The organism is Ruegeria sp. HKCCD7255, from assembly GCF_013031565.1.
GTDB lineage: Bacteria > Pseudomonadota > Alphaproteobacteria > Rhodobacterales > Rhodobacteraceae > Ruegeria.
Genome location: NZ_WQAG01000002.1, coordinates 40,013 through 66,559 on the forward strand (window position 1 = coordinate 40,013; position 26,547 = coordinate 66,559).

General features: G+C 57.5%; 29 protein-coding genes. 12 read left to right on the forward strand and 17 right to left on the reverse strand.

All coding sequences use genetic code 11. The annotated features are described in order from the left end of the window. Window positions 1-7 precede the first annotated feature (7 nt). On the reverse strand, window positions 8-436 hold the full coding sequence (locus GOX45_RS03930; RefSeq protein WP_171098242.1) for a VOC family protein: 429 nt from the start codon (window positions 434-436) through the stop codon (window positions 8-10). Window positions 437-612: 176 nt separating this feature from the next. On the opposite strand from GOX45_RS03930, the gene thyX reads away from it, so the two are divergent. Together thyX and GOX45_RS03940 are read left to right on the forward strand one after the other, a co-directional pair. Beyond that, a complete protein-coding gene (gene thyX, locus GOX45_RS03935; RefSeq protein ID WP_171098244.1) occupies window positions 613-1,524 on the forward strand; it encodes an FAD-dependent thymidylate synthase in 912 nt (303 codons plus the stop codon). 71 nt (window positions 1,525-1,595) lie between these two features. After that, window positions 1,596-1,886 (forward strand): hypothetical protein, encoded by a 291-nt coding sequence (locus tag GOX45_RS03940; RefSeq protein WP_171098246.1) that lies wholly within the window; start codon window positions 1,596-1,598, stop codon window positions 1,884-1,886. Between the two features lie 76 nt (window positions 1,887-1,962). On the opposite strand, the gene GOX45_RS03945 is transcribed toward GOX45_RS03940, so the two are convergent. Beyond that, a complete protein-coding gene (locus GOX45_RS03945; RefSeq protein ID WP_008758035.1) occupies window positions 1,963-2,169 on the reverse strand; it encodes a cold-shock protein in 207 nt (68 codons plus the stop codon). Between the two features lie 214 nt (window positions 2,170-2,383). Here GOX45_RS03945 and GOX45_RS03950 point away from each other — a divergent pair, with 214 nt between their 5' ends. Together GOX45_RS03950 and GOX45_RS03955 are read left to right on the forward strand one after the other, a co-directional pair. Beyond that, complete coding sequence (locus GOX45_RS03950) at window positions 2,384-2,701, forward strand: ArsC/Spx/MgsR family protein (protein WP_171098248.1); 318 nt, start codon at window positions 2,384-2,386, stop codon at window positions 2,699-2,701. Between the two features lie 41 nt (window positions 2,702-2,742). Then, window positions 2,743-3,111, forward strand: a complete 369-nt coding sequence (locus GOX45_RS03955; protein ID WP_171098250.1) for a hypothetical protein — start codon at window positions 2,743-2,745, stop codon at window positions 3,109-3,111. A 1-nt stretch (window position 3,112) separates the two neighbouring features. On the opposite strand, the gene GOX45_RS03960 is transcribed toward GOX45_RS03955, so the two are convergent. The 5 genes from GOX45_RS03960 to thrS form a co-directional block, all read right to left on the reverse strand. Next, window positions 3,113-3,631, reverse strand: coding sequence for a DoxX family membrane protein (locus GOX45_RS03960; protein ID WP_171098252.1), 519 nt, complete (start codon window positions 3,629-3,631; stop codon window positions 3,113-3,115). Next, window positions 3,628-4,389 carry a DNA-binding domain-containing protein gene (locus GOX45_RS03965; RefSeq protein ID WP_171098254.1) on the reverse strand — a complete coding sequence of 254 codons (762 nt, stop codon included), beginning with the start codon at window positions 4,387-4,389 and terminating at the stop codon, window positions 3,628-3,630. Before GOX45_RS03965 ends, GOX45_RS03960 begins: the two co-directional genes overlap by 4 nt. After that, window positions 4,386-5,243, reverse strand: coding sequence for a DUF692 family multinuclear iron-containing protein (locus GOX45_RS03970; protein WP_171098256.1), 858 nt, complete (start codon window positions 5,241-5,243; stop codon window positions 4,386-4,388). Before GOX45_RS03970 ends, GOX45_RS03965 begins: the two co-directional genes overlap by 4 nt. A 70-nt stretch (window positions 5,244-5,313) precedes the next feature. Then, complete coding sequence (locus GOX45_RS03975) at window positions 5,314-5,616, reverse strand: DUF2282 domain-containing protein (RefSeq protein WP_171098257.1); 303 nt, start codon at window positions 5,614-5,616, stop codon at window positions 5,314-5,316. Between the two features lie 220 nt (window positions 5,617-5,836). Continuing rightward, the gene (gene thrS, locus GOX45_RS03980) at window positions 5,837-7,795 is read right to left on the reverse strand and encodes a threonine--tRNA ligase (RefSeq protein ID WP_171098259.1); all 1,959 of its coding nucleotides are present in this window, start codon (window positions 7,793-7,795) and stop codon (window positions 5,837-5,839) included. Window positions 7,796-8,008: 213 nt separating this feature from the next. On the opposite strand from thrS, the gene GOX45_RS03985 reads away from it, so the two are divergent. The 4 genes from GOX45_RS03985 to GOX45_RS04000 are packed head-to-tail and all read left to right on the forward strand — an operon-like array spanning window position 8,009 to window position 10,794. Then, window positions 8,009-8,758: an alpha/beta fold hydrolase gene (locus tag GOX45_RS03985; protein WP_171098261.1), complete on the forward strand. Its 750-nt coding sequence runs from the start codon at window positions 8,009-8,011 to the stop codon at window positions 8,756-8,758. Next, window positions 8,758-9,750 carry a carboxylesterase gene (locus tag GOX45_RS03990; protein ID WP_171098263.1) on the forward strand — a complete coding sequence of 331 codons (993 nt, stop codon included), beginning with the start codon at window positions 8,758-8,760 and terminating at the stop codon, window positions 9,748-9,750. The genes GOX45_RS03985 and GOX45_RS03990 overlap by 1 nt, the downstream gene beginning before the upstream one ends. 17 nt (window positions 9,751-9,767) lie before the next feature. Next, the gene (locus tag GOX45_RS03995; RefSeq protein ID WP_171099229.1) at window positions 9,768-10,385 is read left to right on the forward strand and encodes a hypothetical protein; all 618 of its coding nucleotides are present in this window, start codon (window positions 9,768-9,770) and stop codon (window positions 10,383-10,385) included. A gap of 52 nt (window positions 10,386-10,437) precedes the next feature. After that, window positions 10,438-10,794 (forward strand): DM13 domain-containing protein, encoded by a 357-nt coding sequence (locus GOX45_RS04000; protein WP_171098265.1) that lies wholly within the window; start codon window positions 10,438-10,440, stop codon window positions 10,792-10,794. Here the strand turns inward: GOX45_RS04000 and GOX45_RS04005 are convergent. Beyond that, window positions 10,791-11,375, reverse strand: a complete 585-nt coding sequence (locus GOX45_RS04005; RefSeq protein WP_171098267.1) for a DUF6151 family protein — start codon at window positions 11,373-11,375, stop codon at window positions 10,791-10,793. The genes GOX45_RS04000 and GOX45_RS04005 overlap by 4 nt on opposite strands. Continuing rightward, the gene (phaZ, locus tag GOX45_RS04010) at window positions 11,372-12,646 is read right to left on the reverse strand and encodes a polyhydroxyalkanoate depolymerase (RefSeq protein WP_171098270.1); all 1,275 of its coding nucleotides are present in this window, start codon (window positions 12,644-12,646) and stop codon (window positions 11,372-11,374) included. Before phaZ ends, GOX45_RS04005 begins: the two co-directional genes overlap by 4 nt. Window positions 12,647-12,757: 111 nt before the next feature. Between phaZ and GOX45_RS04015 the strand changes: the two genes are divergently transcribed. From GOX45_RS04015 to phaR, 3 genes are all read left to right on the forward strand, one after another. Continuing rightward, window positions 12,758-14,560 carry an alpha/beta hydrolase gene (locus GOX45_RS04015; RefSeq protein ID WP_171098271.1) on the forward strand — a complete coding sequence of 601 codons (1,803 nt, stop codon included), beginning with the start codon at window positions 12,758-12,760 and terminating at the stop codon, window positions 14,558-14,560. A 132-nt stretch (window positions 14,561-14,692) separates the two neighbouring features. Further along, entirely contained in the window at window positions 14,693-15,139 is a 447-nt protein-coding gene (locus GOX45_RS04020; protein WP_171098273.1) for a phasin family protein, read from the forward strand. Window positions 15,140-15,274: 135 nt separating this feature from the next. Then, window positions 15,275-15,829 carry a polyhydroxyalkanoate synthesis repressor PhaR gene (gene phaR / locus GOX45_RS04025; protein WP_171098275.1) on the forward strand — a complete coding sequence of 185 codons (555 nt, stop codon included), beginning with the start codon at window positions 15,275-15,277 and terminating at the stop codon, window positions 15,827-15,829. Between the two features lie 6 nt (window positions 15,830-15,835). Here phaR and GOX45_RS04030 read toward each other — a convergent pair whose 3' ends face one another. The 6 genes from GOX45_RS04030 to GOX45_RS04055 all read right to left on the reverse strand — a co-directional run bounded on the left by GOX45_RS04030 (window position 15,836) and on the right by GOX45_RS04055 (window position 23,752). Beyond that, the gene (locus GOX45_RS04030; protein WP_171098276.1) at window positions 15,836-17,569 is read right to left on the reverse strand and encodes an adenylate/guanylate cyclase domain-containing protein; all 1,734 of its coding nucleotides are present in this window, start codon (window positions 17,567-17,569) and stop codon (window positions 15,836-15,838) included. A gap of 88 nt (window positions 17,570-17,657) precedes the next feature. Next, window positions 17,658-18,872 carry a DegT/DnrJ/EryC1/StrS aminotransferase family protein gene (locus GOX45_RS04035; protein ID WP_171098278.1) on the reverse strand — a complete coding sequence of 405 codons (1,215 nt, stop codon included), beginning with the start codon at window positions 18,870-18,872 and terminating at the stop codon, window positions 17,658-17,660. A gap of 113 nt (window positions 18,873-18,985) precedes the next feature. After that, on the reverse strand, window positions 18,986-20,290 hold the full coding sequence (locus tag GOX45_RS04040; protein ID WP_171098279.1) for an FAD-binding oxidoreductase: 1,305 nt from the start codon (window positions 20,288-20,290) through the stop codon (window positions 18,986-18,988). A gap of 45 nt (window positions 20,291-20,335) precedes the next feature. Next, complete coding sequence (locus GOX45_RS04045) at window positions 20,336-21,694, reverse strand: glutamine synthetase family protein (protein WP_171098281.1); 1,359 nt, start codon at window positions 21,692-21,694, stop codon at window positions 20,336-20,338. Beyond that, window positions 21,694-22,374, reverse strand: coding sequence for a type 1 glutamine amidotransferase (locus tag GOX45_RS04050; RefSeq protein ID WP_171098283.1), 681 nt, complete (start codon window positions 22,372-22,374; stop codon window positions 21,694-21,696). Before GOX45_RS04050 ends, GOX45_RS04045 begins: the two co-directional genes overlap by 1 nt. Window positions 22,375-22,432: 58 nt before the next feature. After that, window positions 22,433-23,752 carry a glutamine synthetase family protein gene (locus GOX45_RS04055; protein ID WP_171098285.1) on the reverse strand — a complete coding sequence of 440 codons (1,320 nt, stop codon included), beginning with the start codon at window positions 23,750-23,752 and terminating at the stop codon, window positions 22,433-22,435. Window positions 23,753-23,897: 145 nt separating this feature from the next. On the opposite strand from GOX45_RS04055, the gene GOX45_RS04060 reads away from it, so the two are divergent. Continuing rightward, entirely contained in the window at window positions 23,898-24,707 is an 810-nt protein-coding gene (locus GOX45_RS04060) for a zinc-dependent peptidase (protein WP_171099231.1), read from the forward strand. Here GOX45_RS04060 and GOX45_RS04065 read toward each other — a convergent pair. Together GOX45_RS04065 and GOX45_RS04070 are read right to left on the reverse strand one after the other, a co-directional pair. Beyond that, the gene (locus GOX45_RS04065; protein ID WP_171098287.1) at window positions 24,704-25,510 is read right to left on the reverse strand and encodes an ABC transporter permease; all 807 of its coding nucleotides are present in this window, start codon (window positions 25,508-25,510) and stop codon (window positions 24,704-24,706) included. The two genes, GOX45_RS04060 and GOX45_RS04065, sit on opposite strands and share 4 nt — an antisense overlap. A gap of 91 nt (window positions 25,511-25,601) precedes the next feature. Continuing rightward, window positions 25,602-26,489 (reverse strand): ABC transporter permease, encoded by an 888-nt coding sequence (locus GOX45_RS04070; RefSeq protein WP_171098289.1) that lies wholly within the window; start codon window positions 26,487-26,489, stop codon window positions 25,602-25,604. Window positions 26,490-26,547 lie beyond the last annotated feature (58 nt).

Sequence of the window (26,547 nt, forward strand, 5' to 3'; positions counted from 1 at the left end):
GATGGGATTACCAGTGGCCGGTGCTTTCCATACTGGCCCAGGGTTCCGCCGGTTCCAGCGCATCACCGTTTTGCAGCAGCTCGACCGAGATATTGTCAGGTGAGCGGACAAAAGCCATACGGCCATCGCGCGGTGGGCGGTTGATGGTGACACCATTATCCTGCAGGTGCTGGCACATCTCGTAGATGTTGTCGACGCCATAGGCGAGGTGGCCGAAATGGCGGCTGTCGCTGGGCAATTCATCATCGCCATCCCAATTATGGGTCAATTCAATCGGTGCGTCTTCCTGACCCGGAGGTGCCATGAAGATCAGCGAAAAGCGTCCCGCTTCGCTGTCATGCCGACGAATTTCCTTGAGACCCAGCAATTCATAGAAGGCCATTGATTTCTCCAGATCCTTCACGCGGACCATGGTGTGCAGATATGTCAGCGCCATCGTGGCTTCCTTTCGATACATTAGATGACCTGCACCTTAGCGCGCAGCCCATGACTGTCGAGGGGGCAGGGTGCGAAGAAGTGCGAAAACCTGACGTCGACCCACATCTCGCGGTTCCTGTGGTCACGATGTCGAGATATAGTGGCCAGCGACTCATTGTTGAAAAGGAGAGTTTCATGCCTTTGTCCGCCGACCAGCAGGCCGAAATCGAGGCACAACGAGCGCAGTCGCAACCGACGCGCCGTGTCGTGGCCGAGGGCATGGAGGATCATCTCTACACGGCGCATCAAGTGCTGGACCACGGCTTTGTTCGCGTGATCGACTATATGGGGGATGACGCTGCCATTTGTCAGGCCGCTCGGGTGTCCTATGGCAAGGGCACCAAATCGGTACAGAATGATGAAGGGCTAATTCGCTATCTGATGCGCCATTGGCACTCGACCCCGTTCGAGATGTGCGAGATCAAATTGCACGTCAAACTGCCCGTCTTTGTTGCCCGCCAGTGGATCCGCCATCGGACCGCGAATGTGAACGAATACTCGGCCCGCTATTCGATCCTGGACCGCGAATTCTATATCCCGGCCCCCGAACATGTGGCGGCACAATCCGAGATCAACAACCAGGGCCGGGGCGAAGCGCTGCAAGGGGAAGAGGCCGCGCGCGTGCTGGAAATCCTCAAGGCCGACAGCGCGCGCTGTTACGACAATTACGAGGCGATGATTGATCAGGACGGCCAGCAGGGTCTGGCCCGTGAACTCGCGCGGATGAACCTGCCCGCCAATATCTATACCCAATGGTATTGGAAGGTTGATTTGCACAACCTGTTCCACTTCCTGCGCCTGCGCGCCGATCCACATGCGCAATACGAGATCCGTGTCTATGCGGATGCCATGTGCAAAATCGTGTCGGACTGGGTGCCCTTTGCCTATCGCGCGTTCGAAGATTACCGATTGGGTGCGGTGAGTCTGTCGGCCCAGATGGTCACTTGCCTGCGCCGTATGCTGGCCGGCGAGGATGTGACGCAAGAGACATCAGGCCTGACGGCGCGGGAATGGCGTGAGTTTCAGGATGTGATACGCGAAGGCTGAATTCGCATATCAGTTGTCTATACAAGGCGTCATGAAACCGTTACATTGGTTTCATGATACTGAGACAATCGATGAACGGAATTGGCCTTGCTTTGCTACTGGCAGGTACGGCGCAGGCGAAATCACCGATCGCTGAGGTGATCTGCGAACCGACCGAGCGCATGCATGACAAGCTGGAACGTCATTTCCGGGCGCAGCAGACCGCCTCTGGCATGCGTGGCCCGGAGCAAATGATGGAGGTCTGGACCAGCGAAACTGGCGATTGGACCATGGTTGTGACCTACGCCACCGGCACGTCCTGCATCGTGGCCATGGGCGAACACTGGTTTGCCCACGAACAGGACAATCCTGCGCGGGGATAGGTCTTGTTGTGTGGTTAACGGCCGCTAATTGGCCGTCAACCTGAATAAATCTCACCCGGTTTACGGGTGGAACCGATTACAATGGCTTCAAATCAGCCGCCATCTGACGACCGTCGCGTCCGTCCTGCAACTCGTACGAGACCTTTTGATTATCAGCGAGCCCGGTCAGACCGGAACGTTCAACGGCTGAGATATGCACAAACACGTCTTTGCCGCCTTCATCGGGGGCGATAAACCCGTAGCCTTTAGTGGTATTAAACCATTTCACGGTGCCGGTTGGCATTTCCCGTGTCTCCTTCTACTTTCACGTCATCCCCTAAATTGGCGGGGCAGTGGTTGGCGCGATCGCAATACAACACTGTTTCGCCCAAACGATACGGCCCGGATTGCGTGTTTCACCTTTTTCAACATTGCACGGTAAAGCAAAAAATCAAGAATAACCGGGATCAGTTGGCGTTTTTGCCCATTTTTGCATCAAAAACAGGAACTCTCTAAATATGCGCCTTTATGGACTAAAGACTTGCGATACTTGTCGTAAGGCACTGAAATCTCTTCCAAATGCCGAGTTTTTTGACGTCAGGGCAGAGGGTGTGCCGAAATCGGTCCTTTCGCAAGCGTTTGAAACTTTCGGCAAGGCTTTGCTCAATACCCGATCGACCACATGGCGCGACTTGGACGAAACACAACGCGCAAGACCACCGCTGGAGCTTTTGGTTGATCATCCCACTTTGATGAAACGGCCTTTGATCGAGAACGAGGGCGCACTTTTCTTGGGGTGGACTGAAGAAACCCGTAAAGGTCTTGGCATCGCTTAATCGGCTTCTTATCTGAACCCGACCAGTTTGGAGAATGATAAATGCGCAACGCCGCCATGATCTTGGGTATCGTCGCTGGCCTGATCGGAATGATAGTCGGTTTCTTTGGATATGGTTTTGTCGCGCTGATCAATCAGTTCGGAGAAATCGAAGGCCTTGCAGAGCAGGTCGACAACCCGGGATTGGTGCAGACCATGTCGATTCTGGCTCCGCTTTTGGCCATCGCGGGTGGTGCAATGGCGCATGCGAGGGCTTTGGTTGCGGGTGTGTTTTTGCTGATTTCAGCTGCGGGCATGTACTACGCCTTTGGTTTTGGCGCTTTCACCATGTTCCCGATTGTGTTTGCCGGAGTGGCAGGCGTCCTTGGGCTGGCCGCGGGAAAACCGGATCAGCCCAAGGCACATTTCTAGATCACTTCAGACGCAACAGACGGTCCAGCGACAGCGGACCTGCGCCATTGATAAAGATCACAAGGAACAGGAACGTCCACATCACACGCTGATCCATCAGGTCAGGCGCGGAATTGAACAAGCTGCCCAGTGTAACGCCGTGGCCGGTGACATCGACCAGGGTTTGAACCCAGACAAAACCGATCATCGCCAAGGCGGCAAAGCGGGTGAGCAAGCCGACCAACAGCAAAGCAGGCAGAACGAACTCTGCAACCGTGCCAAAGAAAATCACGACGCGCTGGAAAAAGGTCATTTGCGTGACGTCATACAAAACCGCTTCGGCTGCCTTCGGGAAGATCTGGCCAAAGGCACCGGCGGAGGCCGAGAAGATCGAGCCGTCAATCTTCAGCGAAGCCGAGTTCCAGTAATACACGAGAAGGACGGCGATAAAGACCAGCCGTGCCAGGGTTGGGGTCAGCCAACCGGATTTGGCATCCACCGTTTCGACAGCGTTGTTGTAGGATGAGATCAGGGCAATCATGTCTCCAGCCTTTCGAGAGTCACAGAAGTTATAGCTTCGCCCTGAAGCAGAAGGGCGAGTGTGGTTCCAAGGTCGAACTCGGAGGTTTCGGCGGCGGTCGCCTCATAGGCTTGGCCGATGGTTTGCCCATCTTGCAGGCGGTTGATCCAGTCTGCTCCACCAGGGGGCAAGACGTGGGGTTGAGGGTCGTAATCGAGCCGGGTGATCAGGATATCCTGACCTCCGGCCTGGGGTTTCGGAGCGTCGGGCTGTGTGTTGAACGCCCAGATCGCATGAACCGGCCAATCCGATATCAGCACCTCTAGTGAAGGTGCGAGGCCCAATTTGGCACGCATCAGATCTTCGGGATCTATAGCAAGCGCCTCAGCAGGGATCGGCTGCGCATCTGCTGCGTGATAGGACCGCCTGAGGGCCAGTTCCAGACGCGCGACGTCCGGCAGGTACCCCAGATGCGATAGCTGCTGCATGCCAGCTAGAAAACTTGGAAACTCTTCGCCATAGAACATCATCAAAGGCGAGGTCGGTGGGTGTTGGCGCAAGAAAATCCCGGCCAGCCCATCCATGTTCTGCGTGCCAAGCAACTTGGTGATCACAGGAAACGCCTGATGCATGGCCTCGGTCAGAGAGACCGCGACATTGTTGCGATAGACGCTAAAGCGTCGTCCTGCCGGCTGCGCTTGAGCGTCCAGCAATCCCTGCGGCACCGGTTGAGTGGCATCCAACAGGGCAGAGCGAAAACTGGATTGGCTCACACTCATGCCGGGATCCGATCCAATGCGGTCTGCGCACGTTCGGCCTCGGCCCGCAGCACAGGCCAATCCGGAACATCAGTGTCCCATTCGACCAGCAGGGGTTTGGGGCCAGAACGTTCCAAAACGTAGTCCAGCAAGGCCCAAACGGGGTCGACCACTTCGCGGCCGTGACTGTCGATCAATAGAGGGCGACCGTGATCATCCTCGTCCTCGTCATGGCCCCCTAGGTGAATTTCACCCACTTTTTCAAGCGGATATGCGTCGATATACCCTTGGGGCGAATAGTCGAGATTGGTGGCGGACACGAAGACGTTGTTGACGTCCAAAAGCAGGCCGCAACCAGTGCGGTTCGAAACTTCGCGCAGAAAATCGGTCTCGGACCAAGTGCTTTCCTCGAAGGCAAGATAGCTGGAGGGGTTTTCCAGCAGCATCTGCCGCCCAACCACGTCCTGCACTTGATCGATATGCTCGCAGACGCGGGCCAATGTGCTGTCGGTATAGGGAAGGGGCAGCAGGTCATTCAGGAAATGGCTGTCATGTGTCGACCAGGCCAGATGCTCGGAAAAGCTGGCTGGATTCAACCATCCAACCAAGTGTTTCAACCGCGCTAGGTGGTCTGGATCAAGTGGACCTTCGCCACCGATCGACAGGCCAACACCGTGCACGGAAATGGGAAACTGTTCGGAGAGGTGACGCAGCTGCGCCAGAGGACGCCCGCCGTCACCCATGTAATTCTCGGCATGTATTTCCAGCCATGCCACTGGGTCTGCATGTTCGAGTATCTGGGAAAAATGCTGAGGTTTATATCCCACACCCGGTGCTGCGGGTAGGCGATTTGACCGATAAGTATTGTCCAACATTTTTCACTTCCTCAATCACGACGAAAGGGCGGGCGATGGTGCCCGCCCTTTTGCTGTTCTTAGCCTGCGCTTATGCGGGCAGGTCGCGCTCGAGCGGCTCCAGCGAACCTTCGCGCGGTGTGCCGTTGGCTTCGGCGGGCAGTTCGATCGAGGCGCAGGTACCTGCGTCAACCAAAGTCCATGCGTTGCCCTGATAATCAACGGTCGAGGTGCCCGCGCAGGTTGTGCCGGGGCCTGCGGCACAGTCATTCTGACCGGCCAGCGAAATGCCATAGCACTTTTCTTTCGCTTGTGCGGAGGCGGTTGTTGCAACACCAGATACTGCGGCTGCTACTGCGGTTGCGATAACCAGTGACTTTGCTGTGTTCGACATCTCGGAAATCCTTCTAGTGACTGCGTATGTCTGCTTGTGACAATGACAAAGTAGTGGCTTGGACGCCCGAGGTGAATTCACGAGCCCGTGTCTCACAACCCCGTCAAAGACTGTCATGGCCTATTGAAGGTTAACACATTGTTTTCGAATTGAAAATTGTAAATTGTTTCAATCCGGCCCGGTGTTCAGGGCCGGATTCAGGGCAAATTCACGCCGAATGTTACAGCAAGTCCGGTGGCGTTGCGGCTGTAGAAAGCTCATTTGTTACAACGTCAAGCGGCTGAACCTGCGTCTGTTTTTCACCTAGGCGACGCACGCTGACGGTACGTTCTTCAACCTCGCGGTGTCCGATGGCCAGAATCACAGGGACTTTACCCACCGAGTGCTCGCGAACCTTGTAGTTGATCTTTTCGTTGCGAATGTCCGCTTCGGCCCGTATGCCAGCGGCACGCAGGGTTTCTACAACTTCGGCAACATAGGCGTCTGCATCCGAGGTGATCGATGCGACGACAACCTGACGCGGGGCCAGCCAGAAGGGCAGTTTGCCCGCGTGTTCTTCGATCAGGATGCCAATGAAGCGCTCGAACGAACCCAGGCAAGCGCGGTGCAGCATGACGGGCCGGTGTTTGGCCCCATCTGCGCCGACATAGCTGGCGTCCAGCCGTTCCGGCAGCACAAAATCCACCTGGAACGTGCCGCATTGCCAATCGCGCCCGATGGCGTCGGTCAAAACGAATTCCAACTTGGGGCCGTAGAATGCACCTTCGCCGGGGTTCAACTCGGGTTCCACTCCTGCAGCGCGGGTGGCGGTCAGCAGCGCCTCTTCGGCCTTGTCCCAGGTTTCGTCCGAGCCGGCCCGCTGCTCGGGACGGTCAGAGAATTTGACCTTGAAGCTTTCAAATCCGAGGTCTTTGTAGACATCCGTGAGGAAGCCGATGAACCGCGCGCATTCATCGCCGATCTGATCCTCGGTCGAAAAGATATGCGCGTCATCCTGTGCAAAGCCGCGCACCCGCATGATCCCGTGCAGCGCGCCCGAGGGTTCATAGCGCGCGCAAGAGCCGAACTCGGCCATGCGCAGCGGCAGGTCGCGATAGGATTTCAGGCCCTGTTTGAAGATCTCGACATGGCAGGGGCAGTTCATCGGCTTCAGAGCATTCACAGCCTTTTCGCGGGCATGCTCCTCGTCAACTTCGACGATGAACATATGCTCTTGATACTTGTCCCAGTGGCCCGAACGTTCCCACAGTTTACGATCGACGACCTGCGGGGTGTTGACCTCGACATAGCCGCCCGCATGTTGCTTGCGGCGCATATAGTCCTGCAACTGAGTGTAGATGGTCCAGCCGTTGGGGTGCCAGAAGATCTGACCGGGGGCCTCTTCCTGCATGTGGAACAGGTCCATCTCGCGGCCCAGCTTGCGGTGGTCGCGCTTGGCGGCCTCTTCCAGCATATGCAGGTGAGCTTTGAGCTTTTCCTTACCGGTGAAGGCCACGCCATAAATGCGTTGCAACATCTGACGGTTGCTGTCGCCGCGCCAATAGGCTCCGGCGATGGACATCAGTTTGAACGCATCACCGGGCACCTGTCCGGTGTGCTGAAGATGCGGGCCGCGGCACAGGTCCTGCCAGTCGCCGTGCCAATACATGCGCAGCGGTTCGTCGCCGGGGATGGCGTCGATCAACTCGACCTTATAGGGCTCGTTGTTCTCGGTGTAGAAATCAATCGCGCGCTGGCGGTCCCAGACCTCGGTGGTCACCGTGTCGCGTTTGTTGATGATCTCCTTCATCTTTTTCTCGATGGCGCCGAGATCTTCGGGGGTGAAAGGCTCTGACCGGTCAAAGTCGTAATACCAACCATTGTCGATGACGGGACCGATGGTGACCTTGGTGTCGGGCCAGATCTCCTGCACCGCTCGGGCCATGATATGTGCCAGATCGTGACGGATCAGCTCGTTGGCCTGCGCCTCATCCTTCATGGTGTGAATGGCGATTTGCGCATCAGCGTCGATGGGCCATTGCAGATCCCAGTGCTGGTCGTTCACCGTGGCCGAGATGGCCTTTTTTGCCAGCGAAGTCGAGATATCGGCGGCGACCTGCGCGGGAGTTACGCCTGCGTCATATGATCGTGCATTGCCATCAGGAAAGGTGAGTGAGACGGATTTTGAATCCAGGGCCATTTCGGCTCTCCTCGTCGGTTTGGCGCCCACTGAACGCCCGGTTGCGGGTTATATGTTTCGCGCTGCTTTGGCAGGTGCAGGGACAGGTGTCAAGGGTTGGGGCGAGGGGCGCTGCCCCTCGCGCTCCCCGCCGTATTTGGAACAAGAAGAAGCAGGGGCGATTGCGCTTGCGACGGGCGCGTGCATGATGCTTGGAAAAGTGAAGAGGGTTTCATGGCAGCGACGGAATTTCTGCAGACGGCGCAAGGGCGGCGGTTGGCTTATCACAAGAGTGCCGGCGTCGGCCCGACGATAGTGTTCTTGGGAGGGCTGAAATCGGATATGGAGGGCACCAAAGCGGTGCACTTGGAGGCTTGGGCACAGGCGCGCGGGCAGGCGTTTTTGCGCTTTGACTATTCGGGCCACGGCGAAAGCTCGGGTGCGTTTACGGACGGGTGTATCGGGGATTGGCACGAAGATACTCTGGCGGCAATGGACGCATTGACGGAAGGGCCCTTGGTGGTTGTTGGATCGTCCATGGGCGGGTGGCAGGCGTTGCTTTTGGCGCGGGCCAGGCCCGAGCGGATTGCCGGGTTGGTCACGGTCGCGGCGGCGCCTGATTTCACCGAAGATGGCTATTGGGCGTCCTTCTCAGACGCTCAGAAGGCGGCGCTAGAAGCGGTTGGTCATGTGGAATTGCCGTCGGATTACATGGAGCCTTACATCATCACAAAGCGGATGATCGAAGATGGGCGCACACGGCTGGTGCTGCGGACGCCCTTGGACCTGCGGTTTCCGGTGCGGTTTTTGCAGGGCACAGCGGATACGGCGGTTTCGACAGAGACAGCTGTGCGGTTGATCGAGCATGCCACGGGCTCGGATATGCGGTTGTTGCTGGTCAAGGATGCGGATCACAGGTTCTCGGACGGGCCGTGCCTGCAGATGATCGAGCAGGCGGTTCTGGATGTGATGGGTGATCATTAATGCGCAGGGCTGGCTGGGTGATTGGCCGGATCCTGTTGATCCTTTTGCTGGTTGGTGTCGGAGTTTACCTGTTTGCCCCGCGTGAGCCTGTAGATTTGAACCCGCGCTTTGATGCCCGCAAGTTTGGCGAGGGGGTGCAGATCTATTTTGAAAGCGTCGAAAGCGGTTTTGACGATATCGTGCCGGGCGTGGAAAAGCGGGTGATCTGGCAGGAGGGGTTCCGGGAACAACGCACGCGGTACGCCGTGCTCTATATCCATGGGTTTTCTGCCAGCTCTGAGGAAATCCGCCCGGTGCCGGATCTTCTAGCCGACGCACTTGGTGCCAATCTGGTTTATACCCGTCTGCAGGGGCATGGCCGTGAGGGTGCGGCGATGGGGGAAGCCACCGCAGTTGGGTGGATGGAGGACACGGCAGAGGCTTTGGCCGCCGCGCGGGCTGTCGGGGATGAGGTCATTGTTTTGTCGACATCAACCGGCGGTACGTTGGCTGCGGCGGCTGCCTTGGATCGTGAGCTGAGTCAGAACGTGGCGGCGATGATCTTTGTCTCGCCCAATTTTGGCGTCAACACGCCGGGTGCCTGGGTGCCCACCTTGCCACTGGCGCGCATCTGGTTGCCTCTTGTGATGGGGGATGTCCGCAATCCGCCGGGGCCAGACACCGAGAGGAACCTGTATTGGTCGACGAATTATCCGTGGACGGCTGTTGTGCCGATGTCAGTTCTGGTGGACGCGATTTATGCGTTGGATTTTGCGGGTGCACAAATCCCGGCTTTGTTCTGGTTCTCAGAAGATGATCAGGTCGTACGCCCTGACCGGACACATGATGTGGCGCGCGCTTGGGGAGGGTTTGCTTCGGTCAACCTCGTGACGATGGGCCCGGATGATGATCCGCAGTCACATGTCATTGCGGGCCGATTGATGTCTCCCGGACAGACCGAAGGTGCGGTGGCCGGTATGCTCGCCTGGCTGGCCGAGCAAGGGATCGAATGATGCGCAAACCGAAAAGCATGTGGAGCCTTGAAACTTTGGGCCGCGTGCGGTTGTCGCGTCACTTTTTCATGCGCGAGTTTCTGTATTCCGAAATCGGAAACATTCACCAGATCCAGAATATCCCCGACGACCCCGACCTGGCCATCGAAACGGGGCGGGCTCTGTGTGAAACCTTGCTTGATCCACTGCAGGAAACCTTTGGTCGGATCGCCATCCGGTCGGCCTATCGTGCGCCGGATTTGAACCGGTTCGGCAATGAAAACAAACTGAACTGCGCGCGCAATGACAATCCGATGGAATGCCATATCTGGGATCGCGGCAGCGGAGAGGATCGCATCGCCGGGGCCTCAGTCGTGATCCCCTGGTTTGCGGATCGCTATGCAAAGGGGCGCGATTGGCGGGATCTGGCCTGGTGGATGCATGACCATATCGACTATTCCGAGATTTGGTTTTTCCCCAAGCTTTGCGCATTCAATCTGGTGTGGCGGCCAACGCCTGTGAAGCGGATCGACAGCTATATTGCGCCACGAGGCTGCCTGCTGCGCCCCGGTGGGACGCCAGATGAAAGGCTTGAGGAGCGCCAAACACGTTATGGTGATTTCCCAAGTTTTCGCGGGATCCGGTATCCGATGTGACGAGATGAGCAAGAGGTGTCTTTTGAAAAGACGGGTCATATTGGCCGGAATGATGTCGGCTTCGTTGGTGCCCGATCAGATTTGGGCCGCGCCCGAAGGGAAACGACGCGCAGAGGGACGGTTTACCACTGGAAGTACCGCGGGCGGTGTGTCGATTTTTCAGGATGCGGATCAATGGGCTGTCTATCTTGAGGCGGATTTTGTCCATGACGGCTCGCCGGATCCGTGGGTTGCGCTGGGTCAGGATGGGTTTCGCCGCGACGCCATCATCGGAGAGCTGAAGCAGTTTCGGGGCGCACAGAGTTTTCCGATTGGGCCCAAGCTTACGCCGATCGAATTTAACGAGGTCTATATCTGGTGCGTCCAACACAACACGTCGCTTGGTCGGGCCAGGCTGACTTGGCTTTAGGGATACAGTGCCGCGCGTTCAGATTTTGACAGCGTTGTCGGAGTGACGCAGGGCGTTCCTGTTGCGACATCGAAAAAGGGTGTGTTTTTCCAGCGCCCCACGAGACGGGACGGCACAACCCGTGTGATTAGCCCCCACGCTGCGTAATGCAGCTTTTCATGTGATTGTTTGCCATTCCCGCGCGGGACGAAGCCGCGTGTGGTCACAGGGCCAATTGACTCAGGGGAGCGTAACCGGTTCACGTCAAAACCCGCAAACGGGATTTTGGGGGTGGGGCTTGTGGTTGCCAGCGGCGCGTTACAGCACTTGGCGTACCAGCGCAGCATGCCTTTGGGGCTAAGGCGCATGCAGGAGAGGTTCTCTTTGCCAGACAGAAATGTGATCTCTTCCGGTGACATTTGAAAGACATTCACCGGCCCCGGAGCAGGGTCGGGTTGTCCGAAATAAAGCTGGGCCGCGCGGCAGTCGTGACAAAAGCACACAACATGAGTCCCGGTTCGCGCACCACGCTCGGAAATGCGTCCTGTCAGCGCCCCGCATGAGCAGGAAAAGGTCAACCCCTGGTCAGGGCCGGGGGTCATGCCACCTTGTTGCTGTTCGCGGCGCGGCGGCGGGGTTTCTTGCGGCTATTTTCATTCATGAAATCAATCACAAGCGGGCGGATGTTGTCGCGCCAGCTGCGCCCTGCGAAGATGCCATAGTGACCCGCACCGGGTTCCACATGGCTGGCCTTCTTGCTGTCCGGCAGACCGGTGCACAGGTCAAGCGCCGCGATACACTGGCCCGGGGCCGAGATGTCGTCATTGGCGCCTTCGACAGATTTGACCGCGACATCTGTGATCTTGCCGATATCAACCTTGTGCCCGGCCACGACGAATTCATTGCGGGCGATCTCGCGGTTCTTGAAGACACGTTCGACTGTGGACAGATAGAATTCTGCGGTCATGTCCATCACGGCCAGATACTCATCGTAGAACCGGTTATGGGCATCGTGGTCTGACGCTTCATCCCGCATCACACGCTGAATCTGATCGGTGAAAGCCTTGCTGTGGCGTTCGGCGTTCATCGACATGAACGACGCCAGTTGCAGCAGGCCCGGATAGACCATGCGACCAACGCCCTTGTACTTGAAACCGACACGCTGGATCATGGTTTCTTCCAGTTGCCCCATCGTGACGCGCCGTCCGAAATCGGTCACTTCAGTGGGGGTGGCGTCCGGGTCAACCGGGCCACCAATCAGCGTCAGGGTGCTGGGCTGTGCTTTGGGCTCGACCTCGGCCAGATAAGCGGTGGCGGCCAGAGTGAGCGGCGCCGGTTGACATACCGCGACCACGTGGGATTCGGGGCCCAATTCTTTCATGAAATCGACCAGGTAAAGCGTGTAGTCTTCGACGTCGAACTTGCCTTCGGACACCGGGATATCGCGGGCATTGTGCCAATCGGTGATATAGACTTCGCAATTCACCAGCAGACTTTTGACGGTTGACCGCAGCAAGGTGGCGTAGTGGCCCGACATCGGCGCAACCAGCAAGACTTTGCGAGGCTGTTCCTCGCGGCCGTTGACGCGGAAGTGGATAAGGTCGCCGAAGGGGCGTTCCAAAACAGTCACGACATCGACCAGATGATCTTTGCCGTCCTCGCAGGTGAAGGCGTGAATACCCCAGTCGGGCTTGACGACCATGCGTTGAAATGTACGCTCGGTCACCTCGCCCCAGGCGGCCATCCAGTTGAAGGCCGGATTAGGGATCATCGAGAATTGCGGGTAGGAGGCCATGGCACTTGCGGTAGCACCAAGCCACTGGTTGGTGTTACGCATGGTTTCCATCAGGTCATAAGTCATCATATAACGCATGGTACGGGCCTCCTGTTTGATTGCCCGAGCGTTCGGACCACACGTCGCTTTGCCCGAAGGTTAAAGCCACGTTATTCTGCACAGCAGCAAGGGTAAGTGGGAATAGTTAAAATGACAACCAGTGATGGCCAAACTCCTGAATTGACCGAAGAACATATTGAACGTCTTAAGGAAAATATGGAGAAAGTCGAAGCATTGTCCAAGCGGCTGGTCGAAGTCATGGCCGGAAAACAAACCCATTCCCCCGCGCTGGACGGCCCGAATCAAGAGCTTTTTGCAAAAGCAGCAACGGCTTACTGGACCGAGACTCTGCAGAATCCGGCCAAGATTCTGGAACAGCAAATCGAATACTGGGGTAAGTCGGTGCTGAACTTTGCCGAAGCGCAGCAGGCGATGGCAAAAGGCGAGGTGGGTGAACCCGGTCAGGTTTCCAAAGATCGTCGTTTTTCCAATCCCATGTGGGACACAAACCCCTATTTCCGCTTCATCCGCCAGCAATATCAGACAAATGCTGAAGCCATTGAACAGGCGGTTGCGTCAGTTGAAGACATGGATTCGAAAGACAAGCAGCGCCTGCGCTATTTTTCGCAGCAGATTATCGACATGATGGCGCCGACGAATTTTCTGGCCACCAATCCGGACGCATTGGAAAAAGCCGTCGAAACCGAAGGTCAGTCGCTGATCAAGGGGCTCGAGAATCTGGTCTCTGATCTAGAAGCGAACAACGGAGAATTGGTGGTCAAACTGGCCGATGACAGCGCGTTCGAAGTAGGTGGCAACATCGCGACGACGCCGGGCGACGTGATCTATCGCAACCGCATGATCGAGCTGATCCAGTACAAAGCTGTGACAGACACTGTGCATGAGACACCCATTGTCTTGTTTCCCCCCTGGATCAACAAATTCTATATCCTCGACCTGAAAGCCCAGAACAGCCTGATCAAATGGGTTACAGAACAGGGGTACACCCTGTTTGTCGTGAGCTGGGTCAATCCAGATGAGTCCTTTGCCGATGTCGGGATGGAAGACTACATCCAGGACGGGTTTTTGACCGCGATCGAAGAGGTCAAGAAAATCTGCAAGGTGAAACAGGTGAATGCCGTTGGCTATTGCATTGCAGGGACCACCTTAAGCCTGACGCTGTCTTTGCTGAAACAGCGCGGTGACAAATCGGTCAAGTCTGCCACGTTCTTTACCACGTTGACAGATTTCGGAGAGCAGGGTGAGTTCACCCCGTTTTTGCAAAACGACTTTGTCGACGGGATTGAGGACCAGATCACCAAGGATGGTATTTTGCGCGCCTGGATATTGGGGCGCACCATGTCGTTCCTGCGCTCGCGTGATCTGATCTATACGCCCGCAATCCGCAGCTACATGATGGGGGAAACACCACCCGCGTTTGATCTTTTGTTCTGGAACGGTGACGGCGCGAACCTGCCCGGAAAGATGGCCATTCAATACCTGCGCGGACTTTGCCAGAGAAACGATTTCGTCGGCAGTGGGTTTGACCTGATGGGGCACAAGCTGCAGATCAGTGATGTGGATGTTCCCGTGATGGCGATCACCTGTGAAACGGATCATATTGCCGCCTGGAAAGACTGTTATCGCGGCGTGCAGCAGATGGGGTCGCGCTCGAAAACCTTTGTCGTGTCTGAATCCGGCCACATCGCGGGCATTGTGAACCCGCCTAGCAAAAAGAAATACGGTCACTACACCAACTCTGATCTCAAAGCCGATGCTGACGACTGGATGAAGGGTGCCACGTTCAACGACGGGTCGTGGTGGCCTCTGTGGGAGGCATGGCTGAAGAAACGTTCTGGCAAGCAAGTTCCTGCACGTCAGACTGGTGATTCGGATCATCCGAGCCTTGCACCGGCCCCTGGTGAGTATGTGAAGGTCAAGGCAAGCGCCTGATTTCATTTTGAGATTAAAAATTTTCTGCACTGCAGCAAGAAAAAACTTGAAATGCTGCGGCGCAGCAATCATATTGCCTTCAAGCTGATGAAAACCGGGGTGGTCCCGGAGCGGCTAGAAGGATTTAGGACAATGGCAAAGACCCAAGACTTTACCGCAGTCATGAAAGACATGATGGGCGCATTCCCGATCGACACATCGGCACTGGAAGACGCATTCAAGTCGACTGCATCACTGAACGAAAAACTGTCTGGCGTAGCGCTGGACGCGGCTGAGAAATCGGCAGAGATCTCGAACAAATGGACCAAAGAAACTCTGGCCAAGCTGACCGAGATGTCGAAAGCCAAAGCAGAGCCTGCTGACTACGCAAAAGCTGCAACCGACTTCGCAAGCGCGTCGGCTGAAGTTGCTGCCGAAAACATGGCTGCTTTCGCTGAGATCGCCAAAAAAGTTCAGTCGGAAACTGTTGAGCTGCTGATGGCTGCCGGCAAAGAAGCTGCAGAAGATGCAACTGCTGCCGTCAAGAAAGCAACCAACGAAGTAACCGCTGCTGCCAAGAAAGCAACAGCGGCCAAATAAGCCGAACCTGCGGTCGGCACCTTTCCCTCCCAACTGGTGCTATCGCGTCGGGCAGGTCATTTGACCTGCCCTTTCTTTTTGTTCTGCACTCGCATAACCTATGCTGCAATGCATCATCATTGGGGAGGGTCAACGGTGGCAGAACAAGAAAAGCCTTTGCTGATCAAACGCTACGCAAGTCGGCGGTTGTACAACACCGAAACCAGCGACTACGTGACGCTTGAAGACATTGCGGGGTTCATCCGTGATGGTCGTGAGGTGCAGATCATCGATCTGAAAACCGGCGATGACCTGACGCGCCAATACCTTCTCCAAATTATCGCAGAACATGAAAGCCGGGGCGAGAACGTGCTGCCGGTGAACGTGCTCAACGACCTTGTGCGCAGCTATATGGTGCCGGGCGGGGGGATGATGCCACAATTCCTGCAAAGCTCGTTCGAGATGCTGCGCGAAAGCCAGACCAAGATGATGGAGAACATGAACGCGATGAACCCGATGTCGCAGATGCCCGGGTTCGAAGCGATGCAGGCGCAGCAGCAGGCCTTTCTCAAGGCAATGACCGGTGGCCTGTCTGGGAACTGGTCCGGGCCGGACAGCGAAGCCGAAGGCGATGACGAGCCCAAGGAAGATCTGGACGACATCAAAAAGCAACTCGCCGAGTTGCAGCAAAAGCTGTCGAAACTCAGTTAATCCGCATCACTCGGGAAGGCCGGCGCGCCGCAAGCCTTCCAGCCATTTCTCCCAATCGTCGTCATAGCGCACGGGTACCATCTTGCGGACCATGGCGATGGTAAGGCTGGGCATGGTGTGCAGCAACCTGTCAACGGATGCCTGTGCTTCATCCGATTTGCCAAGCATCGCAAGCGAGGCCGCCTCTTGCCGCATCAAAGAGGCATAACCGGGGCTTTCCTTCAGGCCCGCGCGGGCGTTTTCAAGACAGATATCGAAACGGTCCGTCACATAGGCGGCAATTCCAAAGCCACCCCGCCAGAAGGCCCGCAAGGGATCCCGAGGGCTGAGGATGGTCGACTTTTCATAGGCTGCCTTGGCCTCGTCAAACCGACCTGCAATTCCATAATAGGCAGCAAAATTACCAAACCCTGTCGCGAGGTTCGGATTAAGCGTCACTGCGCGTGACAAGTGAGTTTCAGCCTCGTCAAATTCGCGCGCGAACATACTGGCCATGCCAAGCATCGCATGGGCATGCGCATTGTTGTCGTCCAACCCGGTGGCGATACTTGCCGCATCTTTCGCCGACAAGATCGCGTTGCGCGTATCCGGCCGCCAGACATGCAGCATGGCCATCAAATCGCAAAGCGCAATGCCCGCATGCCCGTCACACAGGTTCGGGTCAGCCTCCACTGCGTTTGAGAGCAAGGCCCGCGCCGCGTCGTTGTCGGCTTTGGCGAACTTGCCCAAATGCCACCGGGCCTGCAGCACCTTGTCCCACGAGGATAGGCTGTCAGGCCGTTTGGCCCGCGCGCGGCGCGTTTCGGCCCCCAGCGTTTCCGGCGCAACGGCTTGGACAATGGCCTGGGTGATCTCGTCTTGCACCGCAAAAATGTCGTCGATGGCGCGGTCGTACCGCTCGGCCCAGATATGCGCCCCTGTCGACCCGTCAATCAGCTGTGCCGTCACTCGGACCCTTTGACCGGCCTTGCGAACACTGCCTTCCAGCAAATAGCGTACCCCAAGATCGCGACAGACGTCGTCCACGCGAATGGCCTGGCCCTTATAGGTAAACGACGTATTCCGCGCGATGACAAAGAATTCTCGGAAATGGGACAGGGCGGTGATGATGTCTTCGGCAATACCGTCCGAGAAATATTCCTGCTCGGGGTCGGCGGACATGTTGTCAAAGGCCAGAACTGCGATGCCCGGATTGTCGCTGATTGGCTGGGTCTCGGTGACGTTCTGGGGTACCGGCGCGTCATCTGGGGACCATTGATAGATGCGCACGGGGTCTTCGATGTTCTTCAGACTATGCTCACCGCCATCCGAAAACATGGCACGTAGTCTTTGGCCGATCCCCTGTCGCACCATGTCCGAGATACAAATACCGCCGGGTTGCGCCTTCGCCTCAAGGCGGGCGGCAACATTGACGCCCTGGCCATAGATGTCGCCGCCTTCGATGATCACATCGCCCAGGTTGATCCCGATCCGCAGACGTAACTCGGGATCCGCCTCAGCATCGATCTGCGTCTGCACCGCAATCGCGCAGGCGACCGCATCCGTGACGCTTGGGAATTCGACCAACGCACCATCGCCCATCAGCTTGACCAAACGCCCCGAATGCGCGGCGATTTGAGGATCGAACACGGTTTTGCGCAGGGTGAGCAGCTTGTCGAGGGTGCCTTGTTCGTCCCGCGCCATCAGGCTGGAATATCCAACGACATCAGCGGCAAGAATAGCGATCAGACGGCGGGGCATGGCGATCTCCGGACATCAGGTCCAATCGCCTGACGTCCGGTATTTGTACAAAATTTTCGACACTTGCCTACTTAAAAAGGTCGGGCTGTCAGGTGCCAAAGGCCTGCGCGGGCGTTGTCACATCAGCCACGGCAGCCAGCAGGATGTCAGCGATTACGTCCAGCTCTTGCCGTGTCAGACGGACCGGCAGGCGCACATCGCACGCTTTCATCAGCATGGCGCGGGTCTGGGGTAGGTCGAACTGCTCGGGCAGGAATTGCCAGTTCCAGAACGCCCGCGCGTTATCTTCGCTCAGGCCAAACACCTGAACCTTGACGCCGCGCGCCTCGGCGGCGGCGGCAAATTCGCGTGTTTCGGCTTCGCTCAGCCCAACCAGGTTGAACTGAATGGAATCAGGTGCGCGCCGTTCTGGGGCCAGCGGGGCAGGCACGTTGATATAGGGCGAGCTGTTCAGGCGTCCGGCCACATAGTCGTGGTTCACCAACCCGTCTTTCACACGCCGCGCAAGCTCCGGGATCTGTGGGCGGATAACTGCCGCGCTCAGATTGCTCATCCGCAGGTTATAAAGCGGCAACTGGTTCTGCCATCGGGCAAAGGCTTCTACCAGATCCGACGTATTGTCGCCCTGCGGGCCTTTGTGCTTTTTCCAGTTATGCTCGTAAGCGCCCGACATGATCACCGCGCGAGCAACAAGATCCGCATCATCCGTGATCAGGATGCCACCTTCGCCCGCATTGATCATCTTGTAGGACTGGAATGAGAAACACCCGACCTTGCCAATCGTGCCGATATTGCGCCCGTGCCAGGTTGTGCCAAGCGAATGGGCCGCATCTTCGACCACCGGAATACCGCGCGCGTCGCACAGTTCCATGATTGCGTCCATATCCGAGGTATGGCCTCGCATGTGGCTGATGATCACCGCTTGAACATCGTCCAGCTTGGCCGCGAAATCCGTGATATCGATGCGATAGTTTTCACCGACCTCGCACAAGACCGGAATGCATTCCGCATGTACGACCGAGGACGGGACAGCGGCAAAGGTAAATCCGGGGATCAGCACCCGCGCGTCCCGCGGCAGACCCAACGCCTTGAGCGACAGGAACAACGCAGCCGAGCAGGACGAAACTGCCAGCGCGTATTTGGTTCCCAGCAGGGCCGCAAATTCCGCCTCAAGCAGGGCAACCGGCGCATCTTGAGGCGCGGTATAGCGAAACAGGTCGCCTGATTGCATCAGGGCGTCTATGGCATCTCGGGCTGCGGGAGGGATCGGTTCGGCGTCGTGGACGTTAGGAGGAAGCGTCATATTTGATTTTCCCAAATTCTATTATTTGGAAATATAAAGTAACGGGACTGTCAAACCAAGTGTTCATTCTGCCACTCGGCAAAATTTCACCAAACTGTCGTAGTTTTAGGGGATCAGACGCCCAAACGGTCGCGCAGCGCGTACCAGGTCATCGCCAGTGCCAAAAGCGGGCTGCGCAGCGCCGCGCCGCCGGGAAAGGGCAGGGCGGGCACGCGGGCCATGGTATCAAACCCTTCGGCCTGACCCCGAATGGCCAGCGCCATCAATTGACCTGCATGGGTTGCCGTGCCGACACCGTGGCCGGAATAGCCCGAGGCCGACAGGATGTTCCTGCCAACCCGGGCCATATAGGGCATACGTCGCATGGTAATGGCCAACGTCCCGCCCCACGCATAGTCGATCTTTACGTCGCTCAAATGCGGAAAGATCTCACTCATGGGTTTGCGCACTTTCGCCGAGATGTCAGCGGGAAAACGATAGCCATAGCTTTCACCACCCCCAAACAAAAGACGGTTATCGGCGCTGAGGCGGAAATAGTTCACAACAAACTTGGTGTCGGCAACCGCCACGTCCTGGGTCAGAACCCGCGCGGCCTCGGCCCCCAAAGGCTCGGTTGCCGCGATGAAATTGTTGATCGGCATGACCCGCGTCGCCACCTGGCCCTGCAACGCGCCCAGATAGCCATTGCAGGCCAGGATCACATGAGCCGCTTTCACCTGGCCCTTCGCTGTTCGCACGATGGCCGGATCGGTTTCCTCCAGACCGGTGACCTCGGTGCTTTCAAAGATCCGCACGCCCGCCGCAGCCGCAGCTTTTGCCAGACCCAGCGCGTAGTTCAGCGGATGCAGATGCGCAGCACCCCGATCCAGATACCCGCCACAATAGGCGGGCGAGGGGCAGAGGTCATGGCCACCCGCCGCGTCCAGCAGTTCCATCTGGTCATAGCCATAGCGGTCCGACAAATGCGCCGCGTGATCGTGCAACTCTTGCTGTTCGCTACGGTTGAGGCCCAGAACCGCCACGCCCGGTTTCAGGTCACATGCGATCTGGTGCTTCGCGATCAGCGATTTGACCAACTCTTTCGCATCCTCGGCCAGATCCCATAGCTTTGCAGCGTCATCGTCGCCGACCAGCTTTTCCAGATCTTCCTGATCCATCCGCTGCGCGCTGCCCAACTGGCCGCCATTGCGACCCGAGGCACCAAACCCGACCCGGTGCGCCTCAAGCAGCACAACATCCATCCCGGCCTCGGCCAGATGCAGCGCCGCCGACAGACCGGTATAGCCGCCACCCACGATGCACACATCCGCTTTCAGATCTTCCTCAAGCGTCGGAAAACGCCCCATTGGGTTGGCAGTGGCCGCGTACCAGCTGCCCGGATACTCGCCCCTACGGTCGTTGGAATAGAGCAGATTCATCTTCTTCTCGTTCCAAATACGGAAATCCCGAACAGCTCCAAAAGCTCAGACATTCAGCAACAGGTGCTCGCGCTCCCAAGGTGAAATCACCTGAAGGAACTCCTCATACTCGGCGCGTTTCACGATGCCATAAACACGCGCGAATTCAGGGCCCAGAACCTGGTGGAGCGCTTCGGCCTCATCAAACAGATCCAAAGCGCTGCCCATGACCTGGGGGATGTCCCCGTCGCCATCATAGGCATCGCCATAGAACTGGCGGCGCGGGCGTTCCTGATTGACCATGCCCAAATACCCGCAAGCCAGCGAGACAGCGATGCCCAGATAGGGGTTACAGTCCATCCCGGCGATGCGGTTTTCAACCCGGCGGCTGTCCGGCCCCGACAGGGGCACCCGGATCCCGGTTGTGCGGTTGTCGCGCGCCCATTCCAGATTGATCGGTGCCGCATGGTCTTTCACATAGCGGCGATAGGAATTTACATATGGCGCCATCACGGCCAGCCCAGCGGGCAGATGGTTTTGCAGCCCGGCGATGAAGTTATAGAACGCATCCGTCTCACCACCTTGCGGGCCCGAGAAGATGTTCTGCCCGGTCTCCAGATCGGTGATCGAGTGGTGAATGTGCATCGCCGATCCCGGCTCATCCGCAATGGGTTTGGCCATAAAGGTGGCAAAGCAGTTGTGCCGTAAGGCGGCCTCGCGGATCAGGCGTTTGAAATAGAACACTTCATCCGCCAGTTTCACCGGATTGCCGTGACGCAGATTGATCTCAAGCTGACCTGCACCGCCTTCCTGGGTGATGCCGTCGATCTCGAACCCCTGGTGCTCGGCGAAATCATAGATATCGTCGATCACCGGGCCAAACTCGTCCACCGCCGTCATCGAATAGGCCTGCCGCGCGGCTGCCGGTCGGCCTGAGCGCCCCATCATCGGCTTGATGCCCTGCGCGGGGTCGACATTTGGGGCGACCAGAAAGAACTCCATCTCGGGCGCGACGATCGGCTTCCAGCCTTTGTCATGATAGAGCTGCACAACGCGTTTCAGCACGTTACGTGGGCTGAAAGGGATCGGTTTTTCATCCCGGTCATAGGCGTCATGGATCACCTGCAAGGTCCAGTCCCCAGTCCAGGGCGCGGCGGATGCGGTTGAGAAATCGGGCTTGAGGATCATGTCGCGTTCGATGAACCCATCCTCGCCCGCAGCCTCTCCCCAATCGCCGGTGATGGTTTGGTAAAAGATGCTGTCGGGCAGGTGGAAATAGGCCTGTTTGGCGAATTTCGATGCGGGCACGGCCTTGCCGCGCGCGATGCCTGGCAGGTCCGAGATGATGCACTCGACCTCATCCAGACGCTGACCTTCGATATAGGTTTGTGCCGCTTGCGGCAGCTCGTCTTTCCAGTCGGCCATCAGGCCCTCTCTTTCTTCAAGAAATCAGCCATGAATTGGGCGATGCGCGTGTTGTCATCGTGGCTGCCCATCCGCATCGTTGCCGAGTCCAAAAGCGGGTCCGGTATCATGCCTTTGCCGCGTGTTTCGATCAATCCGCGCTGAAACCCATCAGTATGTTCCGGGTGCGGTTGCACCGTCCAGATCGTGTCCCCGTAAGCCACCACCGCATTGCGGCAAAACGCATTCGAACCCAAAACCTTGGCGCCCTCTGGCAGCTTGGTGACCTGATCCTGATGCCATGCGTTCAACGCCACGGTTTCGCCGTTCAGCTGGTATTCCGTGCGACCAACGGCCCAACCTTCGCGGAATTTCTCGACCGTGCCGCCAAGCGCCTGCGCAATGATCTGGTGCCCAAAGCACACACCGATCAGCGGTCGCCCGCTGTGTTGAATGGCCCGGATCAGATCCTCTAGCGGCGGGATCCAGGGCAGATCTTCATAAGCTCCGTGGCGCGACCCGGTGATGATCCAGCCATCGGCAGCCTCGGGGCTTGCAGGGAATTCTCCGTCGACCACGGCAAACGAGACATAGTCGAACCCATTGCCTTCCAGCAATGTGCTGAACATGGTGTCGTATTCACCGAACTCGTTGAGCAGTTCGTCAGGCGGATGGCCGGTCAGAAGGATGCCAATTTTCATAGGTCACCAAATTTGATCAAATTTATCCTAAGGCCGGAACTCGGGGCGGACAAGGGGGTCATACAGAATCGAGATAGCTGAGCCAATGTTCGTCTTTTGAGCGATCCGCGAATCGGGCGATTTCCTGACGCTTGGTCAGGCAGAAATTGCGGATCAGATCAGTTGGCAAAACCCGAGCCATCAAAGGGTCCGATTCGAAGGCAGCAATGGCCTGCGGCCAATCGGCGGCCAGCTGCGGCAAGCCCTTGAACTCGTAGGCATTGCCGGAAACCGGGGGCGGCGGTTGCATATTGTCTTCGATCCCCACCAAAGCGGCGCCCAAGACGGCAGCCAGCATCAGATAGGGATTGGTGTCCCCACCCGCAACGCGGTTTTCGATGCGACGTGCAACAGGCGCGCCACCGGGGATCCGCAGCGCGGCGGTTCTGTTATCATAGGCCCAGCTTGCCCCGGTGGGTGCATGCGCGCCTGGCACAAGCCGGTCATAAGAATTGCCGAAGGGTGCAAAGATCAATGTACTGGCGGGCATTGCCGCCAGACATCCCGCCACAGCAGCGCGAAGTAGGTCTGAACCTTGCGGGCTTCCGTCATCAAAGATGTTTTTGCCCGTCTTGTCTTTGACCGAAAAGTGCACATGCATCCCATTGCCCGCGTCGTCGCGATATGGCTTGGCCATGAAGCTTGCGGCAAACCCGTGTTTGCGCGCCAGTCCTCGGGTCAACATCTTGAAAAGCCATGTATCGTCAGCACAGCGCATCGCGTCCTGATGGTTCAGGTTGATCTCGAACTGGCCGACGCCACTTTCCGAGATTGCGGTTTGCGCCGGAATGCCCATGGCCGCGCAGCCATCATAGAGCGCGTTGAAAAACGCATCAAACGCGTCCAGCTCTGACATCGATAAAACCGCTTCGCCGGCAAGTCGCCGACCCGTTACCGGGTTGATGGGTGGGCGAGGGCGGTCACCTGACGCGTCAAGCAGTGTGAACTCAAGCTCGGTTGCCGCGACAACTGACCATCCACGCTGTGCATAGCGGTCCAGAACCGATTGCAGCGCATGGCGGGGATCTCCGGAAAACGGAGTGCCATCATCGTCAAACAGGCTCATCGGAACCAATGCGGTCGGAGTGTCCAGCCACGGGACCGGCACCGGCCCCCGTTCGGTCGGGCGCAGCACACCATCCGCGTCACCGGTTTCAAACACCAGCGGGCTATCTGCGATATCCGCCCCCCAAAGATCGACGTTCAGGGCCGAGAACGGCAGGCGCACCGCGCCTTTGTCCAGTTTCTCACCATAGCTGGACGGGACGCGTTTACCACGGGGCACGCCGTTCAGATCACAGGCGGCGACGCGAAATGTGTGCAGGGCACTCAGGTCCATGGGGGCTCCGTTCCTAGTCTGGGGTAGGTGTAATTCAGCTTGCGGCCCTTGTCACGGAATTTGATCAAATTCTTAATGCTGCAGCAAACGGTGCGAAACGTTAAAGCAATTGTGCCGCGAAGCTTGCACCATATATTGGGTGGCGATGGTTATATTCTTCTCACTCCTCCTCTTGGTCGCCGGTATTCTGGCCTATCGGTACTGGTCGAAACAATCCAAACGCGCGGCGCTGTTGGCCACAGCCTTGTCCGAGGACGAGCGTGACACGATCGAGCGGATGGTGCCGATCATCCGAAGGCTACCCGCAGGTTTACGCAATAAGCTGGACGGCAAGGTGAACCTGTTTCGAAATCAGGTCAGCTTTTACGGATGCGACGGGTTGGAGGTGACGGAAGAGATGGAGCTGTCCATCGCCGCCCAAGCCTGTCTGCTCGTGATCAACAGCGATCTTTGGTATGACAATCTGACAACGATCCTGATCTATCCCAACGCCTTCAAATCCAAGCAGCAGCGGCATTCGGGTTATGTGGTGACCGAAAAGGAAATCATCCGCACCGGTGAAAGCTGGGATCGGGGTCCGGTCATCCTTTCCTGGGCGCATAGCAAACAGGGCGCTTTGGATGACCATGACGGGCACAACGTTGTTCTGCACGAGTTCGCGCATCAGATTGATGATCTGTCAGGCGGCACCAACGGTGTCCCGATCCTGAGCGCGGGGCAAAGCTTTGCCGAATGGGAAAAGGTCTTTCTGACCGCCTATGACGCGCATGTTCAGGCGGTGGAACATGGCCATCCCACGGTGATCGATCCTTATGGCGCCACCGGGCATGAAGAGTTTTTCGCCGTGTCCGTCGAGGTGTTCTTTGAACGCCCGCGCGCGCTGAAACAGGCAGTGCCGGATGTGTACGCTCAGTTGTCCAAGCTCTTTAGGCTGAACCCCGTGGACTGGGCTTAGCGCGCCAGGTTCAGGCGAAAGCGCATTTTGCTGCGATGGGCTGCGGGCAGGTGACGGTTCAGACGTTTGTTGACCCGGCCAAAACCCCAGACGATGACAAGTGTGAGCAGGATGAAATAGAAGGCCAGGATCGGGTAGGGGATGAACGGATTGAACGTCTTGTCCGCGAAATAGCTTGCGTAATACAGCGCGTCTCCCCGTTGCTGCCAGGCCGGGAAGGCCGAGAAAAAGACCAGCGTGGTCGACTGGAACACAAAGATCGCCTCATTTGTATACGCAGGCCAGGCCAGACGCAGCATGGTGGGCCAGACGATCCTGCGAAACCGCGCCCAACCGGTCATGCCATAGGCGTCGGCGGCCTCGATATCGCCTTTGGGGATCGAGCGCAGCGCACCATAGAAGATCTCACCCGAATAGGCGGATGTGTTTAGAAACAAGACCATCAGCGCCCCCAACCAGGCCGAGGTAAAGGCGTCGAACATCGGATAGGCCTTCTTCAACGACAGGAAGAAGAAATAGGCAAAGAAGAACTGGATAAAGAGCGGCGATCCACGGAACAGGAAGATGAACCATTCGGCCGGTTTGCGCAGCCATTTGTTTGGCGAGGCTTTTCCGACCGCCAATGCGGTGGCCAGAAAGAAGCCGGTTACCATGGCCATGATCCCGAAATAGATATTCCAGATCATGCCCGAGCCGATCAGCGTAAAATGCTCGCACAGGGTGAAGTCTGTTTTGGGAAGCAGCCGTTCGCCGAAGCCGATGGACCGGAGCGCGTAGTCCTGAATGGTCTGGATGCAGCTCATGCGAGGGCTCCTTGGAAAAGAGCGCGGGTGCACGGTATTGGTTGTGCAGCAACTGCGCGCGGCATGCAGAAGAGGTCGTGCAGCAGGCGGGTCATGCTGTGGTCTCCTTGCGCAGAAGCTCTCCGCCCGATGTGGCCTGACCGTGGGACAAGCGGCGCATCAACCTCTCGAGCCCGATTTCCGAGACGCGGGTCATGCCCAGATAGAAGATCAGCAGGAACAGGAAGTACCACATGCGCCAATCGCCATGTGGATAGTCGGTAAAGCGCGAGGTTTTGGTGCCACCCAATTCGCGCGCCCAATAGACAATGTCTTCGATCCCCAGCAGGAACAGAAGCGGCGTGGCCTTGATCAGCACCATCCAAAGGTTGCTGAGGCCGGGCAGGGCATAGACCCACATCTGCGGTACGAGGATGCGCCAGAAAGTCTGGCGGCGGGTCATGCCGTAAGCCTCGGCCGTCTCTAGCTGCGCATGGGGCACGGCGCGCATGCCACCAAACAGGACGTTGGCGGCAAATGCGCCGAAGACGATGGAAAAGGTGATTACCGCAAGCGCAAAGCCATAGGTTTCATGCACCCATTCGGGCGCGGTGCCCAATGGCAGTTTGGCCGATTGGCAGACCAGAAAATCATTGCCCTGACGGATCGGATCGGTCCACTCGGGGCACAGCACCTTGTGCCGGATCCACTCGAATCCCTGATCCAGTGCGATGACAAAAAACAGAAAGAAGGCGATGTCGGGCACACCGCGCACGACGGCGATATAGGCCTTGCCCAGCCAGCTGAGGGGCAGGAATTGTGACCGGGCCGCCATGGCGCCTGCAAAACCAAAGCTGAGCGCGACAGGGGCGGTGACCGCCAGCAGGCCCAACACTTTCAGGAAAGACAGATAAAACGACCAGTGGACGCCATTGGTCAGATAGCACGAAAACCAAAAGAATGTGCTTAGCGTTTCGGGATCAGCGCAATAGGAAAACATATGGCGTCTTTCGAGCGTCAGGTCCGGTCCGGGGCCGGGGTCGGCCCGGCACCTAGAT